Genomic DNA, 16,944 nt, shown 5'->3' with positions numbered 1-16,944 from the left:
ATGAAATCGGGGATACATCTCCGCCAAGTGATTAACAAACTCAACCAAATTGACTTTCACAACAGCAAAGATCTCCACCTCTTTGGTCAGATCTATGAAAACTTTCTCAATGAATTACAAAGTACCGGACAGTTGGGGGAATTTTATACTCCCCGAGCCATTACTCAATTTATGGTAGAGATAATCAATCCCCAGCATGGCGAGCTGATGTTAGATCCTGCTTGTGGCACAGGAGGGTTTCTTACCGCAACCATTGACTATCTAAAGCCCAATGCAATACCCCTATCCAACACGAAGCTATCGGGCAGAATATACAAGGCTGGGAATATAAACCTCTGCCCTACATGCTGGCAAACACTAATTTAATTTTACATGACATCATCGCTCCCCAAATTCAATCTAGAGACTCTTTATCTCAACCTCTAGCTGAATACAGCCATCAAGATCGGGTAGATATTATCCTTGCCAATCCTCCTTTTGGTGGGGTGGTATCTAACAACAATGAAAACAACTTCCCCCAAACCTATCGCACCAAAGAATCCGCCGATTTATTTTTAATCCTGATGATTCATTTGCTCAAACCCCATGGGCGAGTTGCAGTAGTACTACCTGATGGATCATTGACTGGCGATGGGGTAAAACAACGAATTCGTCAAAAATTATTAGAAGAATGTAACTTACGTACCATCGTGCGATTGCCTAATTCCGTATTCTAGCCCTACGCTTCAGTAGCCACCAATTTACTCTTTTTCACTAAAGGCGAGCCTACCCAAACCATTTGGTATTACGAACATCCACTCCCGGAAGGATATAAAGCCTATTCTAAAACTAAACCCATTCAGCCCAAAGAATTTGAACCCCTAAAACACTGGTGGAATCATCGGCAAGCCAATGAACAGGCTTGGCAAGTGGATATAAAAACCATCCAAGCCAATGGTTATAACCTAGATATTAAAAATCCTCACCGACCGGAAGTAGAACAGCAACACACCAGCGGGGAATTGTTAAGCCTGATCCAACAGTCCTTAACTCAAAGTCATGAATTATTAGAAAAATTAAAGAAGGAGCTGGGGTAGTGCATCAAACAATTTTAATAGGAGAATTATTTAATATAGAAAAAGGTGAATTACAAAGTACTAAATGTATTGCAGGTAAATATGACTTTATAACAGCAGCAGAGGAATGGAAAACGCACAATGAATATTCACACGAATGTGAGGCTTTAATATTTGCTGCTGCAGCATCTGGATCACTCGGACGAACGCATTATGTAAACGGAAAATTCATCACTAGCGATCTTTGATACATACTCACTCCTAAAAATAAAGAAAAATACTCTCTTAATTTAAGTTTTTACCATTTTATTTTTAATTCTTTACGATCAAATTTAGTTGCTGCTACAAAATCTGGAACATCTAAAGAATCGATAAATCAAAAAAGGGTTAAAGAATATAAAATTCCTTATTTTGATATTGGGTTACAAAATTTTTGGGTCAAGAAGCTTAAAAACACTTATAAGTTTAAAGAATTATTAAAATCCCAACTCATACATCAACAAACGCTAGTTAAAAAACTACGTCAGCAGATTTTACAAGAAGCCATTGAAGGTAAACTTACTGCGGATTGGCGTAGCCAGAATCCTAATATTGAACCTGCCAGCGAGCTGTTAAAGAAAATTACGGCTGAAAAAGAACAACTGATTGCGGCTGGAAAAATCAAAAAACAAAAACCTCTGCCCCCGATTAGCGATGAAGAAAAACCATTTACACTGCCGGAAGGGTGGACGTGGTGCTTCTATGGTGATTCGATGTTAGAAATAGAAGCTGGGCATAGTCCAGTATGTCTAAAATGAATGGGGAGTATTAAAGATTAGTGCAATCTCATGGGGGATTTTTCAAGAGGAAGAAAATAAGAAATTACATCCAAGTATTACCCCCTTTATTGAAAAAGAAGTTAGAACTGGCGATTTTATTATGACACGTGCAAATACTAAAGAATTAGTTGCTAAGAGTGTAATCGTTGAGAAAGTTCGTGAAAAACTTCTTTTAAATGATAAAACATTAAGAGTTAAATTTTCAAAACTCCTAAATATTAGGTTCGCAAATTTCTTTAACAATAGTGAATATTCTAGGAATTACTATATTTCTATTTCTACGGGTACTAGCCCATCGATGAAAAATATTTCAAGAGATAGTATAAAATTGCTACCGTTCCCACTCCCCCCACTCCTAGAACAACAAGTGATTGTCACCAAAGTAGAACAACTCCTTACTTTGTGCGATGAGCTAGAAACCCAAACCAAGCAAAATCAAACCTATGCGGAAAACCTGATGCAAGCAGTACTAAAAGAAGCCTTTAACCCTCAGCAAAAAATCGCTTGATTTTCTGATAGGATTGGCGTAAGTTTTTCCAAACGCTCTAACCATTGGTTAAATAGAGAGCATTCTTTTCTTATGGTATCTATCCCTATTTCTATTGCAGCAGATAATCCATCGGTGGGCTTTCCATAAGCAGGATAGAGTTTTTTAATTTGCTTACTAGGTGCAGTATTTGAGCTATTGTTTATTTCTTCAGGAGAAGAAAATTCTTTTCTAATCTTTTGAAAATTATTAATCAGATTACTACAATTAATTCCTTGTGCTAATTTTTCAGGATCGCTAAATAGTAATCCTTCAAACTCATACATTTGCACATAAAGAATAAATCTCCTAAGAGGTTCTTTATCTAATTTTTCCTCTAGTGCTTTCCGTAAATGATCCAATAAACATTTCGATTTTTCTGCTACTCCACTTTTTGTAACTGCTTCTTTTTTACCAGGAAACTTTTCAGGTAGTCCATAAAAATCAAAAAAAGTTGTAACGTAGCATTTTCTATCGGATAACAAATATCCTCTTATATCAGTGTATAATCGCTCAAATTTAACATTTCCACCCTTATGCCCCGGTTTACCAAGCAAGCGAGGAAAAAGAGAAATACCTTGATGATTAAAGAAAGGCATTAATATTTCTTTTACAAAGGATTCTTCTGTTTGCCCTTCACAGATAATATGAATTCGAGTCATTAATAGGGTTTTCCCCCAAGAATATTCTTCTCCCACAATTCCCCAACAGAATATTCTTCAAGCCAAATTTTAAAATCCTCTTCTTTATGTCGCCTAAATACGCTGCCACCCTCTTCTCGCTCCACAATGATTAAATCATCAATAGAGCATTCATTGACTAAAGGCACTGATTGGGTGGAAATAATGACTTGCATTCGAGTAGCAGCTGATTTTAAAAGAGCACCCAATAGTATAATAGCGTAGGGATGTAAGCCTAATTCAGGCTCATCAATAATGATAGTCGCTGGAGGATCAGGTTGGAGCAGTGCCGTAGTTAAGCAAATAAAACGAATAGAGCCATCGGAGAGTTGGCTAGGATGAAAGGGGTAATCACTGTCTTTTTATTTCCAAAGTAGCCAAATAAATGCTTCTCCTGTTTCTTTTTTTTCAGGTTTGAAAATAAAATCATCAAAAAAAGGAAGAGCAAGACGGATGATTTTACGAATCTGATCTAAAGTTTCAGGCTTTTCTTTAGAAAGCCAATAGAGATAAGCGGCAAGATTAGCCGCATCAGGGCGTAGATATTCATTATCATGGACGGCACAATCACGCCTTACCCCAGCAGTATTGCTGGTATCGTGAAAATGAAATACTTTCCAGCTTGAAATAGAACTATAGCAATAATGGGCTATATTATTTTCAGTATCAGTCTTTAATTCTCGTTTTAAATTTATTTCTTTTAGCTTTACCTCTTTATGACCAGAATCTAATGAAATCCACATTTCATTATAATAAAAGCCAGTAAAAAATAACTGTTCGTTAGCAAAGTAAAAGCTACCTTCATCTGTTAGTTCTAACTCAAATCGATAGCCATTTAACCCAAACTCAACAAATGACTCAAGTTTGTTAGTCTCTTTAATCCCAAAGCTTAAAATCCGATCTGCAGATCCTTGCTTGCTTGTCCATACTTGTAGCCGTTCCTCAACCATTTCTCCCAGCATTCGAAAATATGAAACAAAATTACTTTACCCAGATCCATTGGCACCAATAAGTACATTAAGATTTTTTAATTCAAATTGCTCAAGGGTTTTAATGGATTTAAACCCCTTAATAGTGAGTCTATTTATTGGCTGCCTTGCACTCATATCTTTTATTTTTTAATGTAAAGTATTTTATATCCTCTTATTATTTTAATAGCTACGGAAAATAACTACTGGCTTGTTGTTTTAGACCTTGTTCTGATTGGAGTAAAAATAATACAGCAGTAGGATATATTTCTGCAAACGCAAGCCCTTTTTCTATTCCTAAGACATAAAGCCCGGTAGCGAGTGCATCGGCTTCCATAGCAGTAGTACTCAACACCGTGACTGAGGCAGATTGATAAAGCGTAGGCCAGCCGGTTTCTGGGTTAATAATATGCCCATAGCGACTGTCTTTATAATCAAAATAATTTTGATAATCCCCAGAGGTGGCAATGGCTCCTGAAGTGCACTCAAGGGTGTAAGCAGCTTTAGGGATTCCTGATCTAGGATATTGAATCGCAATTTTCCATGGCTTGCCTTTACCATTGTGCCCCTTAATTCGCTCTTCTCCCCCAATATCTACCAGATAATTATGGATATTTTTAGACTCTAGTAATTCTGCAATTTGATCTACCCCATAGCCTTTGCCAATCCCAGAGAGATCAAGATACATATCTGCCTGTGCTTTTTTTAACGCAGGGGGAGAATTCCTAATATCCAGTAATTCAAAGTTTACTTTTTGCTTTGCTGCTTGAATTTGATCGAACGTTGGAATAGCAGGTGAGTGAATATCGGGACCAAATCCCCAAAGATTCACTAAAGCACCTACCGTAATATCAAATGCCCCTTGAGTAAGTTTGCTAATTTCTTGGGCTTTTTTAATCACAGTCACTAAGGGAGAAGATACAGGGATCCAATCCGTGCTTGAGTTCTGATTAAATTGAGAGAGTTCTGAATCGGCTTGGTAGGTGGATAATAAATGATTAACCGCTGTTAATTGTTGGGTAATTTCATTGACTAAATTCTCAGGATTAAGGTTTGAGGGAAGATCTACTACTTTTATGGTGTAGCCCGTACCCATAGTGGATCCGCCAAACTGAATCAAGTGGTGCTGAGAATCTTGAGTACAGCTGGTGAGTAATCCCCCTAGAAAAATAACGATAGCTGGGATAAGAATAGGATTCACTTAAGAGTCGGTTTTAAAATCTAGGGAAGCAGAATTAATACAATATCTTAGTCCGGTCGGATCAGGACCATCGTTAAACATATGACCTAGATGTGCATCACAACGGGCACAGACTACTTCTACTCGCTTCATTCCATGACTATGATCTGTATGCTCAGTTAAAGCCGTAGTATGAATAGGATCCCAAAAACTAGGCCATCCACTGCCAGATTCATATTTTTGCTCTGAACTAAATAAAGCATTACCACAACAAATACAGTGATAGGTTCCTGTTTTGTGATGATGATAGTATTTACCGGTGAATGGGGGCTCAGTAGCTTTTTCTCGGGCAATATGATACTGCTCTGGAGTCAACTGCGTTTGCCATTCTGCTTTAGATTTAACAACTTTATCCGTCATTTGTTCTACTCCGTGTTTAAGTGAGCATTTATTTATCATTTATACTATAAATATAAAATATATAAATATCCTTATATAAGAAGAGCATAAACGTAATTTACGTTACAGACTTTATAAGCTTATTAGTGAGGGTACTCCAATGAATAAAGCATTATTAGTGATTGATTTACATAATCATTATTTTCCAAATGGGTTAATCCCTTTTGAAGGGACTAGCGATAAGATTGCTAAGAGCATTATACAAACGATTATACGAGCTAAAGAAAAGGGTATTCCTGTTATTTTAATTCAGCATGCTGCTTAGAGATATTACCTTTTTTTAAAAAAGATACGAAAAATACTGAGCTTATTACTGTAATACCAGATGCACGGGTTGTATTAGAAGAGTTTGAAGCATTTGAAGATAGCTTGAAAAATACTATGCTGTTAGAGCTATTAACTATGTTTCAAACAGAGGAAGTATTACTTTGCGGTACGATGAAGCAAAGCTGTATGCATTACATTGAATTTTATAAATCTGCAGAAAAATATAAAATTACAATCCTAACCGATTGCAGTACTATTGTTGATGATATATCGTCCTCGCACGACACTACATTACATAACCTGCTTCATCGAATTTCCCATACATCTTCTCAACAGGTTATATAAATAATTTCCCCTAAGTATGTTGCAACTTCAAGATATTTCTTTACGGCAAGGACAAAAACTGCTCTTTGATCGAGCTGATCTAGCTATTTATCTTGGGCAGAAGGAGAGATTCAAATGAATAAAATACTTTTAGTGATTGATTTACAAAATGATTACTTTCCAGATGGGTTATTTCCCCTCTGGAATACAGATGGAGTGCTTAAAAATATCGTACAAACCATCAAGCAGGCTAAGGAAGAAAATATTCCTGTCATTTTGATTCAGCACATTGCGAACAGTAGCTTAGGGATTGCCCCTTTTTTTAATAAGGGTACACAAGGTGCTGAAATTCATTCTGAGATTCTTGCTGTAGCACCCAATGCTAAAATTGTTATTAAAGAATTTGCAGATAGTTTTGAAAAAACTACGCTTTTAGATATATTAAACGGATTTAGAGCAGATGAATTATTGATTTGCGGTATGATGACTCAAAATTGTATCACCCATACTGCACTTTCAAAATCTGCAGAAAAATATAAAATATCAATCCTAACCGATTGTTGTACTACGATTAGTGAGATGTTACACAATATTGCATTACATGCCCTATCTACCCGGGTAGCCCTTGTGCCTTCTCAAAAGTGTTATAAAAAATGTCAGTTTTTAAGCGTAGATAAATCCCGAATAGCTACTTTTTTCTAACTATTTATAATCTAGATCTTCCCTCCCTTCATAAGGCAAGAATGTAATTTCTTTCCTTTAGATAGTGGTATCTTAGGGCTTAAATCTATCCCTATTTAATTTTTCTTATGTTGCAACTTCAAGATATTTCTTTACGACAAGGACAAAAACTGCTCTTTGATCAAGTTAATTTAGCTATTTATCCCGGTCAGAAAGTAGGACTCATTGGTGCCAAGTTAATTTAGCTATTTATCCCGGTCAGAAAGTAGGACTCATTGGTGCCAATGGTTGTGGTAAATCTAGCCTTTTTAGTTTAATTTTAGGCCATCTTCAGTCGGATCAAGGTGCTCTTACTTATCCTACCCAGTGGATATTAGCCCATGTGGCTCAAGAAACTCCTCAAGTGGTAACCCCAGCTTTGGAATATGTATTAGAGGGGGATCAGGAGCTTCAAACTTTGCAAAAAAAACTATTAGAAGCAGAAAAAAATAATAACGGTAACCTGCAAGGGGAACTACACGGACAAATAGACGCCATTGGAGGGTATACGGCTACAGCAAGAGCAGCAAAACTTATGCACGGCCTAGGCTTTAGCGTAGCTCAAGAATCCCAGCCTGTTTCCTATTTTTCTGGAGGCTGGCGAATGCGGCTTAATTTAGCCCAAGCTTTGATGTGCCGATCTGATTTATTGCTTTTGGATGAGCCTACCAACCACTTAGATTTAGATGCAGTGATTTGGTTAGAAGGCTGGCTTAAGGATTATCCGGGCACTTTATTGCTGATTTCCCACGATCGAGAGTTATTGGATCATAGCATCACCCATATTGCCCATATAGAGCAAAATACGATTAATTACTATCAAGGTAATTACGAGAGCTTTGAAACCCAGCGAAATGCTCAACTGATGCAACAGCAGGCAAATTATGAAAGGCAACAAAAAAATATTGCTCATATCCAAAGTTTTGTAGATAGATTTCGAGCAAAAGCCACTAAAGCACGCCAAGCACAAAGCCGAATTAAAGCACTTGAGCGAATGGCACAGTTAGCCCCTATTCATAGCCATTCTCCTTTTACCTTTACTTTTCGTTCACCAGAAAAACTCCCTACCCCTTTGTTAAATCTAGGGCAAGTCATTATAGGCTACGGGCAACAAGAAATTTTAACCCAAGTTAATTTTAACCTAATGCCTGGGGATCGGATTGGGCTGCTTGGTCCTAATGGGGCAGGAAAATCTACCTTAATTAAATTACTCGCTGGAGTGCTTGCACCAAAAACGGGCACTTTAACCCAAGCCCAAGATTTAAAAATCGGCTATTTTGCTCAACATCAACTAGAGCAGCTTTATTTTGATCAAAGTCCCTTACAACATTTACAAAAACTAAATGCAACCCTATCGGAAAAAGAGGGGCGAAACTTCTTAGGTGGTTTTAACTTTCAAGGAGATCAAGCACTAGCACCTATCCAATCCTTCTCTGGTGGGGAAAAAGCAAGGCTAGCTTTAGCACTTATTGTATATCAACGACCCAATTTGTTACTGCTGGATGAACCGACTAATCACTTAGATTTAGAGATGCAGCAGGCGTTGATTAATGCCCTACAAGAGTTTGAGGGTGCCATGGTGATTGTTTCCCATAATCGCTATTTACTGCGAAGTACTACGGATGGGTTATGGCTAGTTGCCGATCATAAAGTATCTCCATTTGATGGGGATTTAGAAGATTATCAAGATTGGTTAAATAAGAAATCTGTAGGTGCTAATGAAAATAAAACCAAAGGCAGTATTAGTTCCATTAATCGTAAAGATCAAAAACGAGAAGAAGCTAATCAACGGCTTACCCTACAACCGCTACAAAAAAAATTAAAAGCTCTGGAATTATCGTTAGAAAAATTAGCAAAGGAACAAAAAGGGCTTAATCAAATTCTTGCTGATTCTAATCTATATCAAAATCCGCAGCAAAAAGAATATTTGAAAGGGTTATTAATCAAACAAGCAGAACTAAAAGAAAAGCACTCAGGCTTAGAGGGAGATTGGCTTGAAGTGGGCGAAGAAATAGAAAAAATTAAAAATAAGTTATAAAACCCTTGAAATAATTTTAACTACCCCCATATCTATAACTAAGAAGGGGCTGCCACCCCACAAAGAATTTAACTTAGATAAACAACCTTAGATATGAGAGTAAGATAAATATGTCTAAATATTATGCACCTTTTTATACCTTGAATCAATTACAACGAGAAGTAAACCGCTTGTTTGATGCTAGCCCTGCTTGGGGGCAACCCACTCAAGATAGTGCGGAATTTGCTAGTGGTGATTGGCTACCTGCAGTAGATGTAAAAGAAGATGTGGATCGCTTTGTGATTTATGCGGATGTGCCCGGAGTAGAACCTCAAGATATTGAAATTACTTTAGATAATGGAGTATTAACCTTAAAAGGGCAACGTAAAACTTTCCATAGCGAAGAACAACAGGGTTATCGCCGTGCTGAGCGTTCGAGTGGTTCATTTTTACGCCGCTTTACGTTACCTAATACAGTAGATATAGAAAAAGTGAGTGCTAGGTCTGAAAATGGAGTGCTTGAGTTAGTGATACCAAAAAATCAACAGTCTCAAGTGCGTAAAATTACAGTGACCGCTTAAATATAAACTACCCACAACCCCATTTTATCCTTGGTCTTTTGACCAAGGATTTTTTTTATTTTGAGTTTTTTCCGTTAAACTTATAAAGATGAAAAATCCTATCAAATATTTTATTTTTTTTATTCTTTTATTTTTAAGCTTAAGTGGGCAGAGCGTGGAAATCACTAAAACAGATCGGGAAAAACTCTTTATCACTATCTATAATAAGGATATTGCTTTAGTTAGGGATCAACGACAAGTATCTTTAGAGAAAGGAAACAATGTCCTTACTTTTGTAGATATTAGTCCAAGTATCCAGCCTGAATCAGCAATGCTAGTTAGCACTCCTCCTCAATCACAAAAATTTAAAGTGATTGAACACAGTTATGACGAAAATTTACTTAATACGCAAAATTTATTACTTCATTATCTAGGCAAAAAGATAGAAGTGATTGACTCCCAAAATTCTGAAGCTGAAAAGCGAGAAGCTGTCCTATTTGGAATAAGTGATAATTATGGAGAGGTCATTTTAAGTTTTGAAGACGGGCATATAGAAACGGGTATTTCTTCAAATCGGTTGATCTATCCAAGAATCCCAAAAACACTAAAAAACTACCCTACCCTCACTGTTAGTATTGATGCGCAAGAATCAGAAAAGCAATCTATTTCACTTAATTATTTATCCCATGGTTTAAGCTGGAACACAAATTATATTGCTCAGTTAAATCAAGAAGGAAACCAGCTTATGCTGACGGGTAGAACAAATATTACCAATCAGTCTGGAATGGATTATTCGGATTCTCAAGTACAACTGGTTGCTGGGGATATTCATCATTTACCAGCTGTAAGCCAGTATGAAAAACCTCAAATGCGGATGCTAGCACTAGCTAAAACAGATTCTATTTCTCCTCGAGAAGAGCCACTTTCAGATTATCACCTCTATACATTACCTCAAGCAGTTACCCTTAAAAATAACCAAACAAAACAGATTCCTTTATTTGATACCCAGAAAATTTCTGGACATGTCAGTTACGAAATCCATAGCGATTCTCCTCGGTTTTATGATTTTCAAGCTACTACGACTCAAAAACTTCCTGTGATTTCCTACTTTAATTTTGAAAATAGTAAGAAATTAGGACTAGGGATACCATTACCTGTAGGTGTTATGCAATTTTATCAGCCAGACTCTGAAGGTCATCTTCAATTTATTGGCGAAGATCTAATAAACCATACGCCAGAGAATAGTTTAGTTACCTTAAATTTAGGTCATGCTTTTGATATTACGGCTGAGAAAAAGCAGGGAGTTGATTCTAAGGTAGAAAATTATATTTTTGAAACGACTGAAATTACACTATATAACCAGAAGGAAAAACCTATTGAAGTAAAAATAGTGGAGTTTATTCCAGATCTAGATTCTCGAGAAATCCTCTCTGAGAATTATCCCCATCAGCAAGGAATGGCGAATCGTATTTTTTGGCACATTTCTGTACCTGAGCAAGGCAAGGCTTCACTTATTGTGAAGATAAAAATTAAGAAGTAGGGTTTTTTCTAAACTTAATATTTATTTTTTAGGGAAGGTATTTTGGACAGTACTGGCTAAAGTGTGATTCTCTATTTTTTCTAGCTTTCTTAAAGGAGGAATATTTTTTAACATACCCTTGTTTTTCTCAAATTGCCTGTTTCCAATCTCTCCTTTTAAGATATATAGCCGTGCCTTTTCCCATGGGACATTAGAAAATCGACCTACCCCTAGTTTAGGTAACCCTCGCCACATAAAGTGTAAATCTATGCCTGTCTTATTTATTTCATAAAGTGCTTTTGCGAGTCGTTCTTGTATTTCAGGAGTAAATTTAGCTCTTCGCCAATTTTCCCCATAGGCAGGCTTTAAAACTCTTTCAGCAATTGAATTTTTTTTGTCTAAATTTGATTGAATAAGTTGGTAAGCACCTACTGCTGAAGTGCCCAAAGGGTTACCTTTACTATCTACTGCATTAATCCTTCCCTTAGTATTAGGGATGAGTACTTTCCTACCAAATTGAGCTACCTCAGATAGAGTCATATTGGTAATAGGCTTTCTTGAACTGCCATATCTTCCATGACCAAATACTACATTATATGGATTACCTCTATCGGTTCCATGGTAAATATCTCTTTGGGCACTTCTGGTAATTTCCCTCCACTCTGGAGAGACTGGATAAGTTTTAGTAATTGAGTAAAGGTTTGTAAACAACTCTATAGCGATAAACCCTACAGCCATAGTGGTTGCAAGAAGAGCTAATTTTCTCAGTAAAAAAAAAAGCTAACTTCCTTATTAAGTATTTTACAAATCGCATCAATTAAAGTATTAGCTTATATTATGAACATAAGCAATTGCATTTATAATAGATAGAGCAATGCCTATATATTTAACACCATACAGACAAGGCAGGAATCTAGAAATAGAAAACTACTTATCGTTAATTAATATTTATTGCTCATATAGAGTAGCAAACTACTTATGTTGTTCACTCTAAAAAAGATATTAACCAATCTATCTTATGGTTAGTGCTAGGATTTTACTGAATATCACTATTAGAATTTAACTCTTCCAATAGATATTGCTCTAACTCTTTTTTATGACTAAATCCTGCTAGTTTTTGCCGATAATCTACTGCAGTTTGTAGGTTTTCAATTTCTAGCTTTCTGCTTTTACTGATTTCTAAATAAGAATCTTCTTGCTCAATCCCTATGAATTGTCTATTGATTAAATTTGCTGCAACTCCTGTGGTTGAACTTCCAGCAAAGGGATCGAGTATCCAAGCATTTGGTTTAGTGGAGGCTAAAATTAATCTTGTTAGCAAGGATAACGGTTTTTGGGTAGGATGTTTACCGCAAGATTTTTCCCAAGGGGCAATCGCAGGTAATTTCCAAACATCTTTCATTTGCTTATTCCCATTGATTTTTTTCACCAATTCATAGTTAAAACAATGGGGAATTTTTTCGTTTTTTCTTGCCCAAATTACCTGCTCAGTAGAATGAGTAAAATAACGGCAGGAAAAATTAGGGGGAGGATTAGTTTTCTCCCAGGTAATAATATTTAGGATTTTAAAGCCTAGCTCGGTTAGCCTTTGCCCTACTGAGAAAATATTGTGGACGGTGCCACTAATCCAAATGGTAGCGTTCTCATTCATTTTTTCTCGAACCAATGAAAGCCAAGTACGGTTAAATTCATTCATATGATCGATACCGCAGAATTTATCCCATCTTCCTTTATTGACGCTTACAATTTGCCCACTTTGAATGGATAAGCCATCATTAGATAAAAAGTAAGGGGGATCGGCAAACACCATATCAAATTTACGATCAAGCTGAGGCAATAATTTCATGCTATCCCCTTGTAAGAGGGAAAAATTTTTATCTTGGGATACAAAATAAGGTGTGATCATTAAGTAATTATTTAAAAGATAAATAATCTAGGAAAGTTCCTTTTGGATATTTTCAATAAATTCTTTTAAGGTGACTAAGTTATATATGCTTGGAATAGCGTAATAGGCTTCTTCTAATTTATTTTTTGCTGATAGCCAGCCTTGCCCATCAGTGATCCAAACAAATTCATAGTTTGAATATGGTTGAATTTTAGATGCAATTTCAATATAGGATCTGGCAACCTCATTGAGTTTAGAACCCCCTGTATTATAGTAATTAGCTTCAATAAGGTATGTCTTTCTTTTTATATCAATGACAAAATCAAATCGTTTTACATCAGCACCTAAACTAATTATTTCAGGAAATGTAGTGCTACTCACCTCTTTTCTATAAGTAATACCCACTGATTCAAAGTGTTGAGAAATAGTTTTTGACATGCTCTCTCCACCCCTATTTTTTCTAGCGTTAGTATCCAACCCCACTTCAATACCAAATACGTAATCAACTAAATTAGTAATTTCTTTATTTCTAAAAATTTCAGCTAGCCCTGTTTTTTCGAAGTACTCTAGAATAAGCTGTGGAGAGGAAAAGTAATAATCGAGAAAAACAATTTGATCTTTATCTAAAATCCTAGTTTTTTTATCTTTCCGTACTGCAATTAAAATATCTAAAACTTGAAAAGCTTTCGGGTTTTCTTCATATAGGTCATGAATTGCTTCTTCTAAACTTTCTTTACCAATTAAATAATTTAATTGATTTAGCTTTATTGAGACTTTTTCTATATTTCTCCTTACTTTTTCAAAATCAGTAAAGGAATCTAAAGTTGTATTTGTTTCAGAGAGTTGAGATAGAAAAAGTCTAAATTCCTCATTTTTAATCATATCTACTGAATGATTTCTTCTTCAATTTCTGAGTAGGATACTTGGATGGTTCCGCATTGTTATAGTTTCTATCTATATAACGGTAGTCAAATTTCTATAATTTAAATAATGCAAGAATCGGCTATAAAGCCTTACCCCAGTGCATTCATTAATTACATTAATAGAGTGCTCTACTATTTTAAGTAACCTAGTATAAAACCAATTTTAAATTACCTCTTACAATCTTCTTTTTTAGAAAAGCCCTTGTGTTGGGCTTTTTCTTTATTCTCTTATTTATATATAATAAGTATTTATAAATAAACATTTTTTAGGATAAGATATAGAGAAAAAGTATGTCATTACATTTACAGGTAATTATTGCAAGTACACGCCCAGGTCGAATAGGTTCTAAGATAGCTCATTGGTTTGTGGAGTATGCTAAGAAAAATAGTGATTTTACTGTTGAACTAGTAGATTTAGCTGAGTTTAAATTACCTATTTATGATGAATTCGATCATCCAAGAAATAAAAACTATAAACACCAACACACTAAAACCTGGAGTCAAAGTGTAGAAAAGGCTGATGCCTATGTGTTTGTCGCGCCTGAATATAATTATTCACCAACTCCTGCATTAATTAATGCTTTTAATTATGTCTATCAAGAGTGGAATTATAAACCTTGTAGTTTTGTGAGCTATGGAGGAACTTCAGGTGGCTTACGTGCAGCACAAGCTGCTCGCTTACAAGCAACTACATTAAAAATGATGCCCATCCCTGAAGGGGTAAGTATTCCTATGGTAAATACACTGATTAGCGATGATAAATTTCAAACTAATGATCGTATAGATCATTCAGCTAAAGCTGTACTCGATGAGTTACATCGCTGGGCTATTGCATTAAAATCATTGAGATAGCCAGTTTATTTTTTATCTTCCCGTACCGCAATTAAAATACCCAAAATATGAGAGCAGTATTTTGGTTTTCTTCATAGAAATCATTAGTGCTTTGCTTAAATTTTTTTTCCTAATTATGGCTAATTTAAGTCGTGTTCGTTTCAGAGAGTTGAGATAGAAAAGTTTAGAGTTGATCTGGATTGGATAATTTTTTTTAAACCTTAAAATAGGATATCCGAGTAATTCTTGCTAAAGATTTTCAAATAGGGGGCGTATTGCGCCGAAAATTAAGCTTATCGATAATTAGCTAATTCAGAATAGCCATTACAAACTTAATTTTATCTCAATCGATTCCAAAACATATTAAATAAGTCTTGTAAAAATGGGAGTGGATCACGCCAAGACCATACGTAATAGCGAACATTTATCCTAAAAAAATCAGCGAAAAAACGTGCTATCTCAGCAAATGGTTTACGCTGAAATGCAGGATCAGAAACGCGATCAGGCTGGATACAAATCCGCCAAAGGCGTTTTAATTCTGTAAATACCATTCGTGCTCGTAAATTAGTTTTCACTGGAGGCAGCTTGGGTAATTTCTCTCCAATCGCATCTAAATAGGTAATCAATGCAAAACTTGCTCCACTTTGGCTTGCAAGTGGAAAACTACCCCAGAATCGACCATTAATTTCCATTAACCATGAACGATTTGTAAGTGGATCATAGCGGTATTCCACCATAGCAACCCCTTCCCAATCAATCAAATTCAGTAGAGCAATTGATCGCTCTTGTAAATCAGCATGCTTATTCAGAGATAATCCAGTACAAACAGTTGAATACCCTCCTTCTGGTGGCCATTCAGCAAGTCTCATATGCTGGAAGCGGCGTATTGCGTGGTGATTTTTTATAAAGAAGAATTGGCCTAAACCATACCCAGGGCAATACTCTTGAACCATGGGCCACTGACCTAAATCTGAGTAACGCAATAATGCCTTACGTAAATCAGAAGTTGTAACAACATGTTCTGACTTAAGTGTTGATAGCTGAAATTTTTCAAGCGTAGATCTTACAATATGAGGGTTTTTCCATTTTAACACAGCTGAAATTGGAAATTTTTCTACATGATCATCGATATCCGCTAAACTTATTGGCTGCCAAGTATACGGTATTCGTATGCCCACTTTAGTGGCTAGCTCTAGTGTCTGCTCTTTATTAATTACAGCTTGCAATGCAGTGGCTGAAGGTAAGACAGGATGAATTAGCCCTAACTCAGATGTAGGACATTGAGCAAGCCATAATAAATGGTCTTCAGAAGCTGCGATTAAAGGACAACGACCATACACATTCCCTAGTGTGCGTAATAGCTCTAAAAGAGCTTCGCTATGCGGTTGCTGAATTACATGACCTTCTGTTAGCCAGCGCGAACGTAGTCCAATATCATTAGGATTATTTGCAATACCGATGACTCGGATTCCTGCCTGCCCAAGTTCACGAATAATGTGCAATCCAATTTGGAGATCAATTCCAAACACAATACATGGTGGAAAATTACTATAATAAGGTGTACTCATTTTAACGGTATATAAGGTGATTGTACGTAGAGATGGTTAGAGTTATTTAATTGAATTGCCAAACGTTCCACTGCAGAGCGAATTAGGGTAAAACAGCTATAAAAATAATTATCAGATAGAGTATGAGGATCGTGAAGATGAATACGCTTTGGGGCTGACCAAGCACCAAGTAATATAATTTGCTTACGAGGAATGCCAAGCGATATAAGTCGGTTTATATGTCGAACTTCCATAACCAGATATAAATCAGATTGGTTTTGTTCATGATCCATGAAATCAGTAGCAGTATGCTTGGTTAAATCTATCCCCATAATAGAAGCTGTTGCTACCGCTTTTTTATAAGCAGGCACTCCAGTTTCTGTAGCTAATCCTAAGGAAACACAGGACAGTCCTTTAGATTCTCCAACTACTTGAGCAAATGCACTACGGTTAATATTGCCAAGACACACAAATACAAGGCGCTGAATTTTATACCCCGGATTTATATTTGTATATGAGTCGAGCGCTCCAAGTAAAAATTGAGCCGTTGTAAGTAAGTGCCTTACCCATCCTCTTAAACTTCCGTAATTAAAGCAAATCCATCCATACCATTGGTAAAAAGGCTTAAAAAGCGAGGTACGCATAAATATAATTTAGAGTTATTT

19 protein-coding genes and 2 pseudogenes are annotated in these 16,944 nt (G+C 36.1%); 11 read left to right on the top strand and 10 right to left on the bottom strand.

The features are described 5' to 3' along the window. The 4 genes and pseudogenes from OOL07_RS02365 (at position 1) to OOL07_RS02350 (ending at position 2,381) form a co-directional block, all read left to right on the top strand. Positions 1-366, top strand: coding sequence for an HsdM family class I SAM-dependent methyltransferase (locus tag OOL07_RS02365; RefSeq protein WP_264694779.1), 366 nt, complete (start codon positions 1-3; stop codon positions 364-366). Next, a pseudogene (locus tag OOL07_RS02360) lies at positions 345-1,076 on the top strand (N-6 DNA methylase). Before OOL07_RS02365 ends, OOL07_RS02360 begins: the two are co-directional and overlap by 22 nt. After that, positions 1,076-1,303, top strand: coding sequence for a restriction endonuclease subunit S domain-containing protein (locus OOL07_RS02355; protein ID WP_264694778.1), 228 nt, complete (start codon positions 1,076-1,078; stop codon positions 1,301-1,303). The pseudogene OOL07_RS02360 and the gene OOL07_RS02355 overlap by 1 nt, the downstream one beginning before the upstream one ends. Positions 1,304-1,868: 565 nt before the next feature. Continuing rightward, complete coding sequence (locus OOL07_RS02350; protein WP_319804038.1) at positions 1,869-2,381, top strand: restriction endonuclease subunit S; 513 nt, start codon at positions 1,869-1,871, stop codon at positions 2,379-2,381. Here the strand turns inward: OOL07_RS02350 and OOL07_RS02345 are convergent. From OOL07_RS02345 to msrB, 5 genes and pseudogenes are all read right to left on the bottom strand, one after another. Then, complete coding sequence (locus tag OOL07_RS02345) at positions 2,363-3,097, bottom strand: DUF4276 family protein (protein WP_264694775.1); 735 nt, start codon at positions 3,095-3,097, stop codon at positions 2,363-2,365. The genes OOL07_RS02350 and OOL07_RS02345 overlap by 19 nt on opposite strands. Beyond that, positions 3,061-3,423 (bottom strand): annotated as a pseudogene (locus OOL07_RS02340) (AAA family ATPase); the annotation flags it as partial. The gene OOL07_RS02345 and the pseudogene OOL07_RS02340, both read right to left, overlap by 37 nt. Before the next feature lie 18 nt (positions 3,424-3,441). Next, positions 3,442-4,029 carry an AAA family ATPase gene (locus OOL07_RS02335; RefSeq protein WP_264694774.1) on the bottom strand — a complete coding sequence of 196 codons (588 nt, stop codon included), beginning with the start codon at positions 4,027-4,029 and terminating at the stop codon, positions 3,442-3,444. A gap of 208 nt (positions 4,030-4,237) precedes the next feature. Then, a complete protein-coding gene (locus tag OOL07_RS02330) occupies positions 4,238-5,248 on the bottom strand; it encodes an FAD:protein FMN transferase (protein WP_264694772.1) in 1,011 nt (336 codons plus the stop codon). After that, complete coding sequence (gene msrB, locus OOL07_RS02325) at positions 5,249-5,647, bottom strand: peptide-methionine (R)-S-oxide reductase MsrB (RefSeq protein WP_264694770.1); 399 nt, start codon at positions 5,645-5,647, stop codon at positions 5,249-5,251. It abuts the gene before it with no gap. Between the two features lie 139 nt (positions 5,648-5,786). On the opposite strand from msrB, the gene OOL07_RS02320 reads away from it, so the two are divergent. The 6 genes from OOL07_RS02320 (at position 5,787) to OOL07_RS02295 (ending at position 11,114) form a co-directional block, all read left to right on the top strand. Continuing rightward, complete coding sequence (locus OOL07_RS02320) at positions 5,787-5,951, top strand: cysteine hydrolase family protein (RefSeq protein WP_264694769.1); 165 nt, start codon at positions 5,787-5,789, stop codon at positions 5,949-5,951. A gap of 137 nt (positions 5,952-6,088) precedes the next feature. After that, the gene (locus OOL07_RS02315) at positions 6,089-6,298 is read left to right on the top strand and encodes a hypothetical protein (RefSeq protein ID WP_264694768.1); all 210 of its coding nucleotides are present in this window, start codon (positions 6,089-6,091) and stop codon (positions 6,296-6,298) included. Between the two features lie 114 nt (positions 6,299-6,412). Next, positions 6,413-6,979 (top strand): cysteine hydrolase family protein, encoded by a 567-nt coding sequence (locus OOL07_RS02310; protein ID WP_264694766.1) that lies wholly within the window; start codon positions 6,413-6,415, stop codon positions 6,977-6,979. Positions 6,980-7,205: 226 nt separating this feature from the next. After that, positions 7,206-9,035: an ATP-binding cassette domain-containing protein gene (locus OOL07_RS02305; RefSeq protein ID WP_319804037.1), complete on the top strand. Its 1,830-nt coding sequence runs from the start codon at positions 7,206-7,208 to the stop codon at positions 9,033-9,035. A gap of 110 nt (positions 9,036-9,145) precedes the next feature. Next, complete coding sequence (locus tag OOL07_RS02300; protein ID WP_413774099.1) at positions 9,146-9,595, top strand: Hsp20/alpha crystallin family protein; 450 nt, start codon at positions 9,146-9,148, stop codon at positions 9,593-9,595. Positions 9,596-9,683: 88 nt separating this feature from the next. Continuing rightward, entirely contained in the window at positions 9,684-11,114 is a 1,431-nt protein-coding gene (locus OOL07_RS02295) for a DUF4139 domain-containing protein (RefSeq protein WP_264694764.1), read from the top strand. A gap of 21 nt (positions 11,115-11,135) precedes the next feature. Here OOL07_RS02295 and OOL07_RS02290 read toward each other — a convergent pair whose 3' ends face one another. The 3 genes from OOL07_RS02290 to OOL07_RS02280 form a co-directional block, all read right to left on the bottom strand. Next, a complete protein-coding gene (locus OOL07_RS02290) occupies positions 11,136-11,831 on the bottom strand; it encodes a hypothetical protein (protein WP_264694762.1) in 696 nt (231 codons plus the stop codon). Positions 11,832-12,129: 298 nt separating this feature from the next. Continuing rightward, positions 12,130-12,939 carry a DNA-methyltransferase gene (locus tag OOL07_RS02285; RefSeq protein ID WP_264694760.1) on the bottom strand — a complete coding sequence of 270 codons (810 nt, stop codon included), beginning with the start codon at positions 12,937-12,939 and terminating at the stop codon, positions 12,130-12,132. 87 nt (positions 12,940-13,026) lie between these two features. Continuing rightward, positions 13,027-13,860 (bottom strand): type II restriction endonuclease, encoded by an 834-nt coding sequence (locus OOL07_RS02280; RefSeq protein ID WP_264694759.1) that lies wholly within the window; start codon positions 13,858-13,860, stop codon positions 13,027-13,029. 332 nt (positions 13,861-14,192) lie between these two features. Here OOL07_RS02280 and OOL07_RS02275 point away from each other — a divergent pair, with 332 nt between their 5' ends. Next, a complete protein-coding gene (locus tag OOL07_RS02275; RefSeq protein ID WP_264694758.1) occupies positions 14,193-14,753 on the top strand; it encodes an NADPH-dependent FMN reductase in 561 nt (186 codons plus the stop codon). A gap of 317 nt (positions 14,754-15,070) precedes the next feature. On the opposite strand, the gene OOL07_RS02270 is transcribed toward OOL07_RS02275, so the two are convergent. After that, positions 15,071-16,300: a carboxylate--amine ligase gene (locus OOL07_RS02270; protein WP_264694757.1), complete on the bottom strand. Its 1,230-nt coding sequence runs from the start codon at positions 16,298-16,300 to the stop codon at positions 15,071-15,073. Continuing rightward, the gene (locus OOL07_RS02265) at positions 16,297-16,923 is read right to left on the bottom strand and encodes an arsenate reductase/protein-tyrosine-phosphatase family protein (RefSeq protein WP_264694756.1); all 627 of its coding nucleotides are present in this window, start codon (positions 16,921-16,923) and stop codon (positions 16,297-16,299) included. Before OOL07_RS02265 ends, OOL07_RS02270 begins: the two co-directional genes overlap by 4 nt. Positions 16,924-16,944: the final 21 nt, after the last annotated feature.

Source organism: Candidatus Nitrosacidococcus sp. I8, assembly GCF_945836005.1.
Classification (GTDB): Bacteria; Pseudomonadota; Gammaproteobacteria; order Nitrosococcales; family Nitrosococcaceae; genus Nitrosacidococcus.
This window is presented reverse-complemented; position numbering and strand designations above follow the sequence as displayed.